12 protein-coding genes and 1 pseudogene are annotated in these 13,882 nt (G+C 70.1%); 3 read left to right on the top strand and 10 right to left on the bottom strand.

What is annotated here, in order from left to right:
* The 3 genes and pseudogenes from ACFWBB_RS24725 to ACFWBB_RS24715 all read right to left on the bottom strand — a co-directional run.
* Window positions 1-517: pseudogene (locus ACFWBB_RS24725) on the bottom strand (hypothetical protein); the annotation flags it as partial.
* A gap of 167 nt (window positions 518-684) precedes the next feature.
* A complete protein-coding gene (locus ACFWBB_RS24720) occupies window positions 685-2,514 on the bottom strand; it encodes a bifunctional metallophosphatase/5'-nucleotidase (protein ID WP_385276449.1) in 1,830 nt (609 codons plus the stop codon).
* Between the two features lie 256 nt (window positions 2,515-2,770).
* The gene (locus tag ACFWBB_RS24715) at window positions 2,771-4,054 is read right to left on the bottom strand and encodes an adenylosuccinate synthase (protein ID WP_385276446.1); all 1,284 of its coding nucleotides are present in this window, start codon (window positions 4,052-4,054) and stop codon (window positions 2,771-2,773) included.
* A 206-nt stretch (window positions 4,055-4,260) separates the two neighbouring features.
* Here ACFWBB_RS24715 and ACFWBB_RS24710 point away from each other — a divergent pair, with 206 nt between their 5' ends.
* Window positions 4,261-5,136, top strand: coding sequence for a diacylglycerol kinase (locus ACFWBB_RS24710; RefSeq protein WP_385276443.1), 876 nt, complete (start codon window positions 4,261-4,263; stop codon window positions 5,134-5,136).
* A 14-nt stretch (window positions 5,137-5,150) separates the two neighbouring features.
* Here the strand turns inward: ACFWBB_RS24710 and ACFWBB_RS24705 are convergent, their stop codons facing one another.
* From ACFWBB_RS24705 to ACFWBB_RS24695, 3 genes are read right to left on the bottom strand one after another with little or no spacing between them, the layout of a single operon-like run.
* Entirely contained in the window at window positions 5,151-5,741 is a 591-nt protein-coding gene (locus ACFWBB_RS24705; RefSeq protein WP_385276440.1) for a Uma2 family endonuclease, read from the bottom strand.
* Between the two features lie 44 nt (window positions 5,742-5,785).
* A complete protein-coding gene (gene eutC / locus ACFWBB_RS24700) occupies window positions 5,786-6,580 on the bottom strand; it encodes an ethanolamine ammonia-lyase subunit EutC (RefSeq protein ID WP_385276437.1) in 795 nt (264 codons plus the stop codon).
* Window positions 6,577-8,031 (bottom strand): ethanolamine ammonia-lyase subunit EutB, encoded by a 1,455-nt coding sequence (locus tag ACFWBB_RS24695; protein ID WP_385276434.1) that lies wholly within the window; start codon window positions 8,029-8,031, stop codon window positions 6,577-6,579. Before ACFWBB_RS24695 ends, eutC begins: the two co-directional genes overlap by 4 nt.
* A gap of 150 nt (window positions 8,032-8,181) precedes the next feature.
* Between ACFWBB_RS24695 and ACFWBB_RS24690 the strand changes: the two genes are divergently transcribed.
* The gene (locus tag ACFWBB_RS24690) at window positions 8,182-9,714 is read left to right on the top strand and encodes an APC family permease (protein WP_385276431.1); all 1,533 of its coding nucleotides are present in this window, start codon (window positions 8,182-8,184) and stop codon (window positions 9,712-9,714) included.
* 46 nt (window positions 9,715-9,760) lie between these two features.
* On the opposite strand, the gene ACFWBB_RS24685 is transcribed toward ACFWBB_RS24690, so the two are convergent.
* Window positions 9,761-9,985: a hypothetical protein gene (locus ACFWBB_RS24685; protein WP_385276428.1), complete on the bottom strand. Its 225-nt coding sequence runs from the start codon at window positions 9,983-9,985 to the stop codon at window positions 9,761-9,763.
* Window positions 9,986-10,171: 186 nt separating this feature from the next.
* Here ACFWBB_RS24685 and ACFWBB_RS24680 point away from each other — a divergent pair, with 186 nt between their 5' ends.
* Window positions 10,172-10,396 (top strand): hypothetical protein, encoded by a 225-nt coding sequence (locus tag ACFWBB_RS24680; protein ID WP_385276425.1) that lies wholly within the window; start codon window positions 10,172-10,174, stop codon window positions 10,394-10,396.
* 42 nt (window positions 10,397-10,438) lie between these two features.
* On the opposite strand, the gene ACFWBB_RS24675 is transcribed toward ACFWBB_RS24680, so the two are convergent.
* From ACFWBB_RS24675 to ACFWBB_RS24665, 3 genes are all read right to left on the bottom strand, one after another.
* Window positions 10,439-11,656, bottom strand: a complete 1,218-nt coding sequence (locus tag ACFWBB_RS24675) for a cytochrome P450 (protein ID WP_385276422.1) — start codon at window positions 11,654-11,656, stop codon at window positions 10,439-10,441.
* 101 nt (window positions 11,657-11,757) lie between these two features.
* Window positions 11,758-12,423, bottom strand: coding sequence for a response regulator (locus tag ACFWBB_RS24670; protein WP_385276419.1), 666 nt, complete (start codon window positions 12,421-12,423; stop codon window positions 11,758-11,760).
* Window positions 12,420-13,781 carry a sensor histidine kinase gene (locus ACFWBB_RS24665; protein ID WP_385276416.1) on the bottom strand — a complete coding sequence of 454 codons (1,362 nt, stop codon included), beginning with the start codon at window positions 13,779-13,781 and terminating at the stop codon, window positions 12,420-12,422. Before ACFWBB_RS24665 ends, ACFWBB_RS24670 begins: the two co-directional genes overlap by 4 nt.
* Between the last annotated feature and the right edge of the window lie 101 nt (window positions 13,782-13,882).

The following is a 13,882-nucleotide window of genomic DNA, read 5'->3' as shown; positions in this document are numbered from 1 at the left end:
CGGGGCCAGGGCCGGGGCCGGGGTCCGGCCCGGGGCCAGGGCCGGGGCCGGGGTCCGGGCCCGACGCCGGATCAGCCTCCGGCTCGGACTCGGACGGCCGGGAGGGAGGTTCTTGTTCCCCAGGGTTTTCCCCCGAAGGGGTACCGCCTTCGGGGGCGTCTCCCGACTCGCCGGAGGCCCGGTCCTGAACTTTTTCAGGTTCACCCGGCGGGGGCTCGTCGTCGTACGGAGTATCGAATACCTCGTAGACCGTGGAGAACTGGCGCGTCTGCGGGTCCTGCCGCACCACCCGCCGCAGATACCGGGATTCCTCCAGCTCACGCAGGGCCGAGGCGATCCGGGCGCGACCTTCCCTGCGCTGCTCGGCGAGGGTCCGGATCGTCGCGCGGGCGCCGTTCGGACGGCTGAGGAGGTACGTCAGTACGCCCACCGCACACCAGGAGAGACTCCGGTCGCGGAGAAGGGCGTTGGAGAAGACGGAAAACGCGCGGGTGGGCGTCGTACGATGAATGCGCATCCGGAGTGACTTCCTCGGGGTGTCGAGCCCCCGGGTGTTGGCGCACCGCGGGGGCGTTCTATGTTGCCGTGACTGCAAGGGCACACAGAGCGACGAACGCAAACCAGAACTGGTTTATATCGGGCGGAAGTTCGCGCATTTCACTCCGGGGAGTGAAGCGGCGCCCGTCAGAAGACCGGCGTCCCGGACTGTGTCAGCTTCCAGTTGGTGACCGCGAAGCCGGCCGGGTTCAGAGCCCCCTTGGACGTGACGTAGTCGATCATCAGCTGGCGGATCTCGTTGGTGGAGCTGTAGGCGATGTCGGCGGCGGCGATGTGCGGGTAGCCGCTGCCGCCGTTGGCGCGGTAGTTGTTGACGGCGACGACGAAGACCTGGTCGTCGGCGACCGCGGTGCCGTTGTAGGTGAGGTTCTTGATCCGCGACCCGTCCGCCTGCGCGATGTCGATGTCGTACGAGACGCCCGCCGCCGTGTCGTACATGTAGTCCCAGAAGCTGTTGGCGTTGGTGAGGGTCGCGGTGTCGACCGCCGTGCCCGCCGGCACCTGGTGGTAGTACTTCGCGGCGAACTCCAGGTAGTCCCTGAGCTGGGCGCCGGTGAGCTTCTTGCCGTAGAGGGTGTTGTCGTAGATGTAGAGCCCGGCGATGTCACGGATGGTGACGTCGCCGGCCGGGATGTCGGCGGTGCGGCTGAACGGCGCGGCGACGGAGATGAGGGGCAGGGCGGCGTCGGCGGCCGACAGTCCGGCGGCCACCGTCTTCATCTGGACCTCGTGGATGAAGTCCATGACGGGGACGTCCTTCCAGCAGGACTCCGCCGCCGAGAGGTCCTGTGTGCAGGTGCCCACGGCCGTGTTGACGTACTTCACGACGAGGTCGTGGTCGGCCTTGAGGAGCTCGGTGATCTCCGGGTCCTCGTCGACGGTGCCGGGGTTGAGCGTCTGGGCCTTCTTGCCGGTGACCTCCCAGCGCCCGTGCCGGAGTTCGAGCTCGAAGTCGAAGACGGTGAGGCGGTAGCCCCAGCAGTACGGCTCGGAGAGCAGAACGTCCTCGCCGGTCTCCGCGTTCTTCACGGTGTACGACGGCACCTCGACGTGGGTGTGGCCGACGAGGATCGCGTCGATGCCGGGGACCTGCTCGGCGACGAGGTTGGAGGCGTTCTCGACGTACGGCAGCGCGTCGCCGTAGGAGGTGGACCCGTCGAGCCCGGAGTGGTCGGTGAGGAAGACCACGTCACAGCCCAGCGCCCGCAGTCTCGGCACGTACTTCTTCGCCTGCTCGACCAGCCCCGGGAACACCATCCGGCCGCTGACGTTGTCCTTGTCCCACAGGGCGATGCCGGGGTTGGTGAGGCCGAGGATGCCGACCTTGATGTCGGGGGCGCCGGGGACGCGGATCCTCTTCACGGTGTACGGGGCGAAGGCGGGCTTGAGGGTCTTCGCGTCCAGCGCGTTCGCGCCGAGCAGCGGGAAGTGACACTGCTGCTCGAACTTGCGCAGCACCTCGATGCCGTAGTTGAACTCGTGGTTGCCGAGGGCGGCGGCGTCGTAGCGCATGTGGTTCATGGCGACGGCCATGGGGTGCTTGGGCCCCCTCTTGCCGTGGGTCCCGGTGATCGGGTCGACGCGCGCGAAGTAGTAGGCGAGCGAGGTGCCCTGGATGATGTCGCCGGCGTCGACCAGCAGCACCCGGTGTTCGCCCTTCGCCGCCCGCTGCTGCTTGACGAGCGTGGCGACCCGGGCGACGCCCACCGAGTTGCCCTTGCTGTCCTTGTAGGCGGCGTCGGTGTAGTAGTCCCAGTCGAAGACGTGACTGTGCAGGTCGGTGGTACCCAGGATGGAGAACGACCAGGTGCGGGGTGTCTTCTCGGGTGCGTGACCGTGACGCCCGGTGGAGGCCTCGGCGGTACCGGAACCGGCCGCTCCCGCGACGGCCACGGCCGCTCCGGTGACGGCCGACTTCTGCACGAACTCACGGCGGTTCATGGGATTGACGGGCATACGGGGCTCCTGGAACTGGTGAGGAAGGAGGGGCAACTACCCGCGTAGATGCTTGCTTCCGCCAGTTACGGGCGTAACCGCGAACAGGCCATGGGCCGGTCAAGGATGTCCAAGACCGGCCCAAGCTGACGTGCCGTCAGATACCGCCGCCAGATATCGCCGCCAGATGACGCCGTCCTGCGATGCCGTCCCCCGATGCCGTCCCGCGATGTCGCCGGGCGGCCCGCAGATGGCCCACAGGTGATCTACGGATGACCTACAGGAACGAGTTGATCTGGATCGTCTCGTCCCGGCCCGGGCCCACGCCGATCGCGGAGATCGGGGCGCAGGACATCTCCTCCAGCGCCTTCACGTACGCCTGGGCGTTCTTCGGCAGGTCGGAGAAGGACTTCGCCTTGGTGATGTCCTCGGACCAGCCGGGAAGCGTCTCGTAGATCGGCTTCGCGTGGTGGAAGTCGGTCTGCGAGTACGGGAGTTCCTCGACGCGCTTGCCGTCGATCTCGTACGCCACGCAGACCGGGATCTGCTCCCAGCCGGTCAGGACGTCGAGCTTGGTCAGGAAGAAGTCCGTCAGGCCGTTCACACGGGTCGCGTAGCGGGCGATGACCGCGTCGAACCAGCCGCAGCGGCGGTCACGGCCGGTCGTCACGCCCCGCTCGCCGCCGATGCGGCGCAGTGCCTCGCCGTCCGCGTCGAAGAGCTCGGTCGGGAAGGGACCCGAGCCGACGCGGGTCGTGTAGGCCTTCAGGATGCCGATGACCCGGCTGATCTGCGTCGGGCCCACGCCCGCGCCCGTGCAGGCGCCGCCCGCGGTCGGGTTCGACGAGGTGACGAAGGGGTACGTGCCGTGGTCGATGTCGAGGAGCGTGCCCTGACCGCCCTCGAAGAGGACGACCTTGTTCGCCTCCAGCGCCTGGTTGAGGAGCAGGACCGTGTCGGTGACGTACGGAGCGAGCTTCTCCGCGTAGCCAAGGAGTTCCTCGACGACCTGGTCGACGGCGATCGCGCGGCGGTTGTACAGCTTGGTCAGCAGCTGGTTCTTGCCGTCGAGCGCCGCCTCGACCTTCTGGGTGAGAATCGACTCGTCGTACAGGTCCTGGACCCGGATGCCGACGCGGTTGATCTTGTCGGCGTAGGTCGGGCCGATACCGCGGCCGGTGGTGCCGATCTTGCGCTTTCCGAGGAAGCGTTCCGTCACCTTGTCGACAGTGACGTTGTAGGGGGTGATGATGTGCGCGTTGCCGCTGATCAGCAGCTTCGACGTGTCGACGCCGCGCTCGTTCAGACCGCTCAGCTCGGAGAGCAGGACCGACGGGTCGACAACGACACCGTTACCGATGACCGGCGTACAGCCGGGTGACAGAATTCCCGAAGGGAGCAGGTGGAGTGCGTACTTCTGGTCGCCCACGACGACCGTGTGGCCGGCGTTGTTGCCGCCCTGGTAACGCACTACGTAATCCACCGAGCCACCGAGAAGGTCGGTGGCCTTTCCCTTGCCTTCGTCACCCCACTGAGCACCGAGCAGCACAAGTGCGGGCACGCGCGTACACCCCTTCCGGGTGGGGCATGTCCAAGGCCAGGGGCGTACGCGGTGGCTCTTTCCACCGCGTGCACCACGTGCACGGCGACCGTCGTCGGTCGCCGCTTGTCGGACCCGGATGCCCCGGAATAGACCAAGCCCCTGGCGCAATAGCGCAAGGGGCTCTTGCACAAAGATGCTACCCGAGGAAGCGAGGCAGGACCGAGGTGGCGACTTCTCCCACGTCCGATCAGCTGCTGGTGATCATCGATCCGGTCGCCCGGCACACGGACGGGGAGTCCGTACGGATCGCGAAAGACGTGCTCAGCGCGGGTGCGGCGAGTACGAAGGTGTGTCTCCCCGAGGGCCCGGAGGAGTTCGCCCGGGCCCTCTCCCGGCGGGGCTCGCGGCGGCCGGTGATCATCGGCGACGACCGTGCGCTGATCCGGGCGGTGGCCCTGCTGTACCGGCAGCGGGCCCTGGCCGAATGCGTCCTGTCGGTGGTGCCGGTGGGCGCGGCCCTGGGCGTCGCGCACGCCCTGGGGGTGCCCACGGGGGCGGTGGCGGCGGCCCGGGCCGTCCTGGACGGCGCCGAGCGGCGTCTGGACGTACTGGTGGACGACAGCGACGGGGTGGTGCTGGGCGCGCTGCGGATACCGCCGGTGCCGCTCGCTCCGCAGCCGGAGCCGGCCGTGGCTGAGGCCGGGCTCGCGCAGGGCGGCGGCCACCCCTGGCTGCGGACCTACCACTCCCTCTTCCGGACCCTGGTGGCGTCACGGCCGTCGCGGCTCTCCGCCGCCCCGGCCCCGCCCGGCCCGGCCCGGCTGCGGATCGAGGTCGACGGGGTGACCCTGGTCGACCTCGATCAGCCGGTGGAGGCGGTGTCGGTGACCCCGGGGCTCCCCGGCACGGTGGTCGTGACGGTACGGCCGCTGTCCCTGGGCGCGGTGGCGGTGCCCCTGGAGGCCCGGGGGCGGACGGTGACCGTCTCGGGCGCGGACTTCCGCTACCGGGCCGACGCGATGGTCGCGGGGCCGGTACGGCGACGCACGTGGACGGTGCGCGAGGGGGCGTTGGGGCTGATGCTGCCGGGGCCGGCCTGAGTCAGCCCCTGGTCTCACTTTCGGGGGGGCTGAAAGCCGGTGGTGTCGAGGGTGCAGCCGAAAGGATCCGGGATATCGAGCTTCTCGCCGAAGGGCTTGGTGAAGCGGACCTCGTAGCCCCTCGGAGAGGGTGAGCCATAGACGATGGCCTGCTCCTTCTGCATGTCGAGCACCAGGTAGACGGCGACGCCCGCCTCGGCGTAGACGTCCACCTTGTCCGTGAGGTCCGCAACCCTGGTGGGATGGGACGTCAGTTCGGCGACGAAAGCCAGGCTCTCCCCGTCCAGGTGGCTGCTGCTTGTCTCATACGTCTGCTCATGGGCGGCGTGGATGTCCGGCCCGTACGCACGCTCAAGCCCGGGGAAGACAAACAGGTGGGGAGCCCGCTCGATGATGTGACCTTCGGGGAGGTACTGCTCGAGCTGGTTGCACACCAGCTTCATCACGCGGGTGTAGTACCCCTTCGACCACGGCGACACGACAATGCTCCCCTTGATGATCTCGGCCTTGTAGCCGTCGGGCACGCGCAGCTCGTCGAGCAGGTCCAGAAGCTCGTCGAAGTCGCTGCGGGGCTTGGTGCCGCTGATCACCGGTCGCTCTGCCATGAGTGTCCTGATGCGCCCTCCCCTTGATACGAACCAGACGTGACTCAGAGTATTCGCTCGGACACGTCTGCGAGATCCGTTTCGTCCTTCAGGGCCACCCCCGACCGCCCCAGCTCCCGCGCCCCGGCCAGCAGCGCGACCAGCTTCCCCGCCGCCGTCTCGTAGGCGAGGCCCAGTGGCGGGCGGATGTTGGACAGGCAGTTGCGGTCGGCGTCCGTCGTGACGCCCGGCCGGGGCCGGTGGGTCAGGTACGCGCCCAGGGAGTCCGCCGCCGACATGCCGGGGCGCTCGCCGACGAGGAGCACCACCGCCGTGGCGCCCATGGCGTGCGCGACGTCGTCGCCGAGGGCCACCCGGGCCTGTTCGGCGAGGACTACGGGGGCCACCCGGGTGCCGTCCGGCAGCAGCGCGGCCGTCGCCCGGATCATCGCCGCCGCGTGCTCGTGCACCGCCCGGCTGGAGAGCCCGTCGGCGACCACGAAGACGACGTCCCACTCGCCCGTGGGCAGATGGGCCCGGTCGATCGGGTGGAGGCTGCGACCCAGGTCGGGGCGCTGGAGGTAGGTGAGGCGGTCGGGGGCGGCGCTGCGGACCCGGACCACCGAGGTGCCGGTCAGCCGCGCGGCCACCGCGTCCGGGTCGAACGGCGAGTGCACCGCGTCCCGGGCGGCGGCGTGCGCGGCCTGGAGCTCCAGCCGGTGCCGGGTCGGCAGGGCGGAACCGGCCCGGCCCAGGCCGATCCGGGCCTGGGTGCGCAGGCGCAGGGACGCCCACAACTCGCCCTGACCGTCGGGGATCTGGCTGCCGGGAGCCTGACTGTCGGACACCTGAATGGTCATGCCGCGAGCTCCCGTCCGGTGGCGCGTCCTGTGTTCCCGGTGGTGGCGATCCCGGCGGTGGCGGTCCCGGCGGTGGCGATCTCCGTCAGGGGGTGGGCCGGGCCGGACACCTCGCGGATGCCGCCGCGCGCGTCCAGCAGCCCGATCGAATCCAGCCAGGCCTCGAACTCCGGTGCCGGGCGCAGTCCCAGCACCTCCCGCAGGTACAACGCGTCGTGGTACGAGGCCGACTGGTAGTTGAGCATGATGTCGTCGCCGCCCGGGGTGCAGATCACGAAGGAGGCCCCGGCGACGCCGAGCATCGTCAGCATGGTGGCGATGTCGTCGTCATCGGCGTCGGCGTGGTTGGTGTAGCAGATGTCCAGGCCCATGGGCAGGCCGAGGAGCTTGCCGCAGAAGTGGTCCTCCAGGGCGGCGCGCAGGATCTGCCGGCCGTCGTAGAGGTACTCCGGGCCGATGAAGCCGACGACCGTGTTCACCAGCAGCGGGTCGTAGCGGCGGGCGACCGCGTACGCCCGGGCCTCGACCGTCTGCTGGTCCACTCCGTGGTGCGCGCCGGCGGAGAGGGCGCTGCCCTGCCCGGTCTCGAAGTACATGACGTTGCGGCCGACCGTCCCCCGCTCCAGGGCCAGCGCCGCCTCGTACGCCTCGTCGAGCAGGCCGAGGGTGACGCCGAAGGAGGCGTTCGCGGCCTGGGTGCCGGCGATGGACTGGAAGACGAGGTCGACGGGGGCGCCCTGCTCCATCAGGTCCACGCTGGTGGTGACATGGCACAGCACACAGGACTGGGTGGGGATCGCGTAGCGGCCGATCACCCCGTCGAGCAGTTCCAGCAGGTCCCGTACGGCCTTCGGGCTGTCGGTGGCCGGGTTGACGCCGATCACCGCGTCGCCGGAGCCGAGGAGGAGGCCGTCGAGGAGGGCGGCCGCGACGCCGGCGGGGTCGTCGGTCGGATGGTTCGGCTGCAACCGGGTGGCCAGGCGGCCGGGCAGGCCGATGGTCGACCGGAAGGAGGTCACCACCCGTACCTTTCTGGCCACCGCGACCAGATCGGCGTTGCCCATCAGCTTGGAGACCGCCGCGACCGTCTCCGGGGTCAGTCCGGGCGCCAGCGCGGCCAGCGTCACCGCGTCCGCCGCCTCCGACAGCAGCCACTCGCGCAGCTCCCCGACCGTCATCGACGCCACCGGCGCGAAGGCGGCCGGGTCGTGGGCGTCGAGGATGAGCCGGGTGACGTCGTCGTCCTCGTAGGGGATCAGTGGCCGGGCCAGGAAGTCGGTCAGCGGCACTTCCGCCAGCGCCCAGCGGGCCGCGACCCGCTGCCGGGCGTTCTCCGCCGCGAGGCCGGCCAGGCGGTCGCCGGAACGTTCGGGGCTCGCGGCGGCGAGCAGCCGGGCGAGCGAGTCGAAGCGGTACCGCTCGCCGCCGAGGGTGGAGGTGTAGGCGCTCATGGCGGCGACCGTACGAGCCGCGTGTTGCCGTCAGATTTCTAAAGGTCTGGTTGACAAGCATTTAACCTACCGACACCCTTGACCGACTCATTCGGGCTACAGAGTTCCGGTCCAGCACACCAGCGGACGACCAGGAGAGGGGCCACCCCGATGGCAGTGGACGAGGGCGTCGCCTCAGCGGCGGACACAGGGGCGGGCACAACGGCGAAGACAGGCGGTGAAGGCGCCGTTCACCGGCTCAAGCCCAACGCCATCGGTCTGCTCGGGGTGGTCTTCATGGCCGTCGCGACGGCCGCGCCGATCACCGCGATGACCGGCAACGTGCCCTTCATGGTGTCGTCGGGCAACGGCATCGGGGCCCCGGCGAGCTATCTCGTCGCAATGGTCGTCCTGGCAATCTTTTCCGTCGGATTCACCTCGATGGCCAAGCACATCACCTCGACGGGCGCCTTCTACGGCTTCATCTCCTACGGCCTCGGCCGCTCGGTCGGCCTCGCCTCGGGGCTGCTCGCGACCTTCGCCTACGTCGTGTTCGAGCCGGCCCTGATCGGCATCTTCTCCACCTTCGCCACCACGACCCTCGAGGACCAGACGGGCCTCGACGTCCCCTGGTGGGCGTTCGCGGTGCTGATGCTCGCCGTCAACGCGACGGGCACCTGGTTCGGCGTCTCCGTCGCCGAGAAACTGCTGGTCGTCCTGCTCGCCACCGAGGTGACGATCCTCGCGGCGATGGCGGTCTCGGTCGCCCTCCACGGCGGCGGCCCTGACGGCTTCAGCATCGATCCGGTCAACCCGGTCAACGCCTTCAAGGGGACCAGCGCGGGCCTCGGACTCTTCTTCGCCTTCTGGTCGTGGGTCGGCTTCGAGTCGACGGCGATGTACGGCGAGGAGTCCCGCAACCCCAAGAAGATCATCCCCAAGGCCACGATGATCTCGGTACTGGGCGTCGGCGTCTTCTACGTGTTCGTCTCCTGGATGGCCGTCATCGGCACCGGCCAGTCGCAGGCCGTCAAGGTCGCCACCGCCGATCCGCTCGCGCTCTTCTTCAACCCCACCGAGCGGTACGTCGGCCACTGGGCCGTCGACGTCATGCAGTGGCTGATGATCACCGGCTCGCTGGCCTGCGGTATGGCCTTCCACAACTGCGCCGCCCGCTACATGTACGCCCTGGGCCGCGAAGGCGTCCTGCCCTCCCTGAAGAACACCGTCGGCCGCACCCACGCCAGGCACGGTTCCCCGCACATCGCGGGCCTGGTCCAGACCGTCGTCTCGGCCGTCCTGATCGGCGCGTTCTGGGCGGCGGGCAAGGACCCGTACACGGGCACCTACGTGCTGCTCGCGATCCTCGGCACAATGGCGATCCTGGTGGTGCAGGCGGTCTGCTCGTTCGCCGTACTGGTCTACTTCCGCTCCCACCACCCCGAGAGCCGGCACTGGTTCAGGACCTTCACGGCCCCGCTCGTCGGCGGCGTCGCGATGCTCGCCGTGGTCGCGCTGCTGGTGTCCAACATGGGGGCCGCGGCGGGGCCGGAGTCGGGTTCGCTGGTGCTGAAGGCGACGCCCTGGCTGGTCGCACTGATCGCGGCGGCCGGCGTGGGCTGTGCGCAGTACCTGAAGAGGCGCTCGCCCGAGCGGTACCTGCTGCTGGGGCGGACGGTGCTGGAGGAGACGAAGGAGCGCTGACCCGCGGGGAGTTCAGGTACCGCGGAGTTCAGGAACCGCGGGGCGGTCAGGCGCCGAACAGCTTCTCGCGCTCGACGCGCCACCGCTCCATCATGGCCTGCGACTCGCCCCCCGTGAACTCGACGAATGCCAGGCGGCGTTGTCGTCGGTTGCCGACTCCCTCCCGCTCGGCGTCGCTCGAGCGGGAGGGCTCCCAGCGCGTCGACGCCCTCCTCCGCCTCGCGGCCGGACGCTCCACCTTCACCCCGCTCACCGGCACCACCGAGGGCACCGCGGCTTCCTCCACCGTGATCGACCGGGCAGGTCCCGGTGCGCCGGCAGGCCGCGTTCACCGTGCCGGTCAACGCACGGGGGTCTGAAAGCCCGCCGCGATGAGCGCGGCCGACCCGGCGGACGTGCGGGAGCGGTCCCGGCCGGACGGGGAACCCTCGGCGGCCGGCGCGCGTCCGTCCCGGGCATGGGACAACGTACGCAGGCCGCCGGCGGCTGCCTCGCCATGGCGCTCGGTTGGGGCGCGGGACTCGCGGTGTGGTCCGTCGGCGTCCGCGCCCGCCTCTGGCGCTTCGAGCAGGAACCCGACTGGAGCGTCCTCTACGCGGAACTGCCGCTGGCCCTGCTCGGCGGGACGGCCGCGGGCCTGGCCCTGTGGGCCGTGTTCGCCCGCCTCGGAGGCCGTCTCTGAGGCCGTCTCTCGGCGGTCTCAGAGGTCGTCTCTACGGCGGTCTCAGAGGGTCACGCTGAGCCCCTCCAGCCCCCGGATCACGAAGTTCGGCTTCCGCTGGGGCTCCGCAGCCAGGGTCAGGGCCGGGGCCTTCTCCAACAGCGCCGTCATCGAGGCGGCGAGCTCGATGCGGGCCAGCGGCGCGCCGATGCAGTAGTGGATGCCCGCGCTGAAGGAGATGTGCGGGTTGTCGGCGCGGCTGAGGTCGAGCCGGGCCGGGTTGGCGAAGACGGCCGGATCGTGGTTCGCCGACCCGAAGAGCATGGCGATCTCGGCTCCTCGGGGCACGGTGGTCCCGTCGATCTCGATGTCGTCGAGCACCCACCGCTCGAAGAGCTGGAGCGGGGTGTCGTACCGCATCAGCTCCTCGACGGCGGAGGGGACGAGCGAGTGGTCGGCGCGCAGCGCGGCCAGCTGACCGGGGTTCCGGAAGAGCGCCCACCACCCGTTGACGGTCGCGTTCACGGTCGCCTCGTGCCCCGCGTTGAGCAGCAGCACCGCGGTCGAGATCATCTCCTGCTCGGTGAGCCGGTCGTCCTCGTCGTGCGCGGCGATCAGACCGGAGATGAGATCGTCGCCGGGCTCCTTGCGCCGAGCGGCGATGAGCTCGCGCAGATACCCGGAGAACTCGACGGAGGCCCGCACCGCCCTGGTCGCGGTCTCCTCCGACGGGCTGAGCTCGTACATCCCGCAGATGTCCGCCGACCAGGGCCGCAGCGGCCCCCGGTCCGACTCCGGGATGCCGAGCATCTCGGCGATCACGGCGACGGGCAGCGGCTCGGCGACATCGCTGAGCAGATCGCCCCCGCCCGCCTCCACCAGCCGGTCCACCAGCTCCCCGGCCAGCCGCCGCACATACGGCTTCAGCCGCTCCACCGTGCGCGGGGTGAACGCCTTCGACACCAGCCGCCGGATCCGGGTGTGGTCGGGCGGCTCCAGGTCGAGCATCCCGTGATCGTTGAGCGTGTGGAACGGCTCCTGCTCGGCCGGGGGCGCCGTCCGCCCGAAGTCCTCGTGCGTGAACCGGTGCTGGTACGTCCGCCCCAGCCGCCGCTCCCGCAACAGCGCCGACACATCCGCGTGCCGAGGCACCAGCCACTGGTCGGTCGGCTCGTAGTAGATCACCCGCCCCCGCTCCCGAAGCTCGGCATAGGCCGGGTAGGGGTCCGACACGAACGCGGGATCCCAGGGGTCGAACGAGAGAGCGTCAACTACTGCCATGAACGGACGCTAGCCGGTGAACGGGCGACTGACCAGGGGGTACCTACCGACAAGGGGGTACCTACCGACAAGGGGGTACCTGCCAAGCCGGGGCCACCCGCCTAGCCGGGGGTCACAAGTCTCGCCTCGTAGGCGAAGACCGCCGCCTGGGTGCGGTCACGGAGGCCCAGTTTCACCAGGATTCTGCTCACGTGGGTCTTGATGGTCGACTCCGCGACCACCAGCCGGCCGGCTATCTCGAGGTTCGACAGGCCCTGGGCGATCAGGACCAGTACCTCCGTCTCGCGTTCGGTGAGGTCGCCGTATGCCGCCTGCGCCGTCGCCGACAGCCGCGGCGTCTCGGACAGCTTCGAGAACTCGGTGATCAGACGCCTGGTCACGGAGGGGGCCAGGAGAGCCTCGCCCGCCGCCACCACCCTTACACCGTCCGCCAGTTGGCGGGCCGAAGCGTCCTTCAGGAGGAAGCCCGAGGCGCCAGCGCGCAGCGCCTGGTAGACGTACTCGTCCAGGTCGAAGGTCGTCAGTACGAGGACCTTCGCCGTGCCGTCCGCCGCCACGATCTCCCGCGTCGCCTCGATGCCGTTCAGTTCGGGCATGCGGATGTCCATGAGGACCACGTCCGGTGTCAGTTCGCGGACCCGGTCGACCGCCTCCCGGCCGTTTACCGCCTCGCCCACGACCTCGATGTCCGGCATCGCGTTCAGCAGGACCGAGAAGCCCTCGCGCACCATCATCTGGTCGTCGGCGATCAGTACTCGGATCGTCATGTTCCACTCTCGCTCGCGGCGGGCACCGGCAGGAACACCGTCACCTCGTAGCCGCCCGTCGGCGTCGGCTCCGCCGTCATCTCGCCGTTCAGCATGCTCACCCTCTCCCGCATTCCCGTGATGCCGTGCCCGGCGCCGGGTGAAGGTTTGATCAGGGACGGGTTCGGCGGTGGGCCGTTGACCACCCGCAGCCCCAGACCGCCCAGGACGTAACCGATCTCCACGCGGGCGCTCGCGCCGGGAGCGTGGCGCAATGTGTTGCTCAGCGCCTCCTGCACGATCCGGTACGCGGACAGTTCCACACCCTGCGGCAGTTCCCGCACCGCGCCGGTGACCGTCTTGACCACGTCCAGGCCCGTCTCGCGCACGTTGGCGAGCAGCCCGTCCAGTTCGGTGAGCGTGGGCTGCGGGGCGTCGGGGACCTCGTAGTCCTCGGCGCGGACCACACCCAGCACCCGGCGCAGCTCCGTGAGAGCCGCCACCGCGTTCTCCCGGATGGTGGCGAAGGCGTTCTCCAGCTCCGGCGGCGGGTTCTCCACCCGGTAGGGGGCGGCCTCGGCCTGGATGGCGACCACCGACATGTGGTGGGCGACCACGTCGTGCAGCTCGCGGGCGATCGTGGTGCGCTCCTCCAGCAGGGTGCGGCGGGAGCGCTCGTGCGCGGTCACCGACTGCTGGGCCGTCACCTTCTCCTCGGCCTGCCGGCGGATGTGCCAGACGGTGACGGCGAGGAGGATGATCGCGGAGAAGACCAGCATGGGGGCGACGTTCGTGAAGTGGTGGCCCCAGCTGAAGACGGTCTCGGCGACGAAGCCGTAGGCCGCCGTCACCATCCACATCCACGCCGCCGTGCGCGGGCGGGTGCGTATCGCCACGACCGTCAGCACGATCAGGTGGGCGGCGAAGCTGCCCGGCAGCCAGGGCCACTCGGTGTAGGTGCTGCCGATGACTGCGACGGCGGTGGTCCCCGCGAGCGACAGCCAGAACGCGCCGACCGGCCGCACCAGCGTCAGCAGCACCGGGGCCAGCGCGAGCAGGCCGCTCAGGAGATCGACGCCGCTGTCGTCGGAGTCCGCCCAGGCGATCAGCATCGCCAGGGCGCCGGCCGCCCCGACCACCGCGTGCCGGGACCAGGCCGCGTACTCCCGCCTGCGGCCCTTCAGGCGGCCCAGGGCGCGGCCGATGGGCTCCTTGCGGGGCAGCGGACGGTAGGCGAAGGCGTCGTGGAAGAGGTCCTCCCGCAAGCCGCGCAGGGCGTCCATGGCCGCCCGGAACTCCGGGCTGCGCGGCCGGTAGGCCTCGTAGGAGTCGTCCGGGTCGTCCGGGCGCGCGGTGTGCGTCTGCGTCGTGTCGGTCACGTTCGAAACGGTATGCGGGAGCGGGGGCCGCCGTCGTCACCAATGAGAGGGGTTGCGATCGGTCCCTCTCAAGTACTACGGGTCAGACAGGATGCCGTGGT

Source organism: Streptomyces sp. NPDC060000 (genome assembly GCF_042737375.1).
GTDB lineage: Bacteria > Actinomycetota > Actinomycetes > Streptomycetales > Streptomycetaceae > Streptomyces.
This window is presented reverse-complemented; position numbering and strand designations above follow the sequence as displayed.

What these genes read in the sequence shown, in the direction of transcription:
- ACFWBB_RS24705 (WP_385276440.1), bottom strand. Translation starts at nt 5,741, where the DNA reads ATGGCAGAGCGACCGGTGATCAGCGGCACCAAGCCCCGCAGCGACTTC.
- eutC (WP_385276437.1), bottom strand. Translation starts at nt 6,580, where the DNA reads ATGACCATTCAGGTGTCCGACAGTCAGGCTCCCGGCAGCCAGATCCCC.
- ACFWBB_RS24720 (WP_385276449.1), bottom strand. Translation starts at nt 2,514, where the DNA reads ATGCCCGTCAATCCCATGAACCGCCGTGAGTTCGTGCAGAAGTCGGCC.
- ACFWBB_RS24695 (WP_385276434.1), bottom strand. Translation starts at nt 8,031, where the DNA reads ATGAGCGCCTACACCTCCACCCTCGGCGGCGAGCGGTACCGCTTCGAC.
- ACFWBB_RS24680 (WP_385276425.1), top strand. Translation starts at nt 10,172, where the DNA reads ATGGGACAACGTACGCAGGCCGCCGGCGGCTGCCTCGCCATGGCGCTC.
- ACFWBB_RS24690 (WP_385276431.1), top strand. Translation starts at nt 8,182, where the DNA reads ATGGCAGTGGACGAGGGCGTCGCCTCAGCGGCGGACACAGGGGCGGGC.
- ACFWBB_RS24675 (WP_385276422.1), bottom strand. Translation starts at nt 11,656, where the DNA reads ATGGCAGTAGTTGACGCTCTCTCGTTCGACCCCTGGGATCCCGCGTTC.
- ACFWBB_RS24670 (WP_385276419.1), bottom strand. Translation starts at nt 12,423, where the DNA reads ATGACGATCCGAGTACTGATCGCCGACGACCAGATGATGGTGCGCGAG.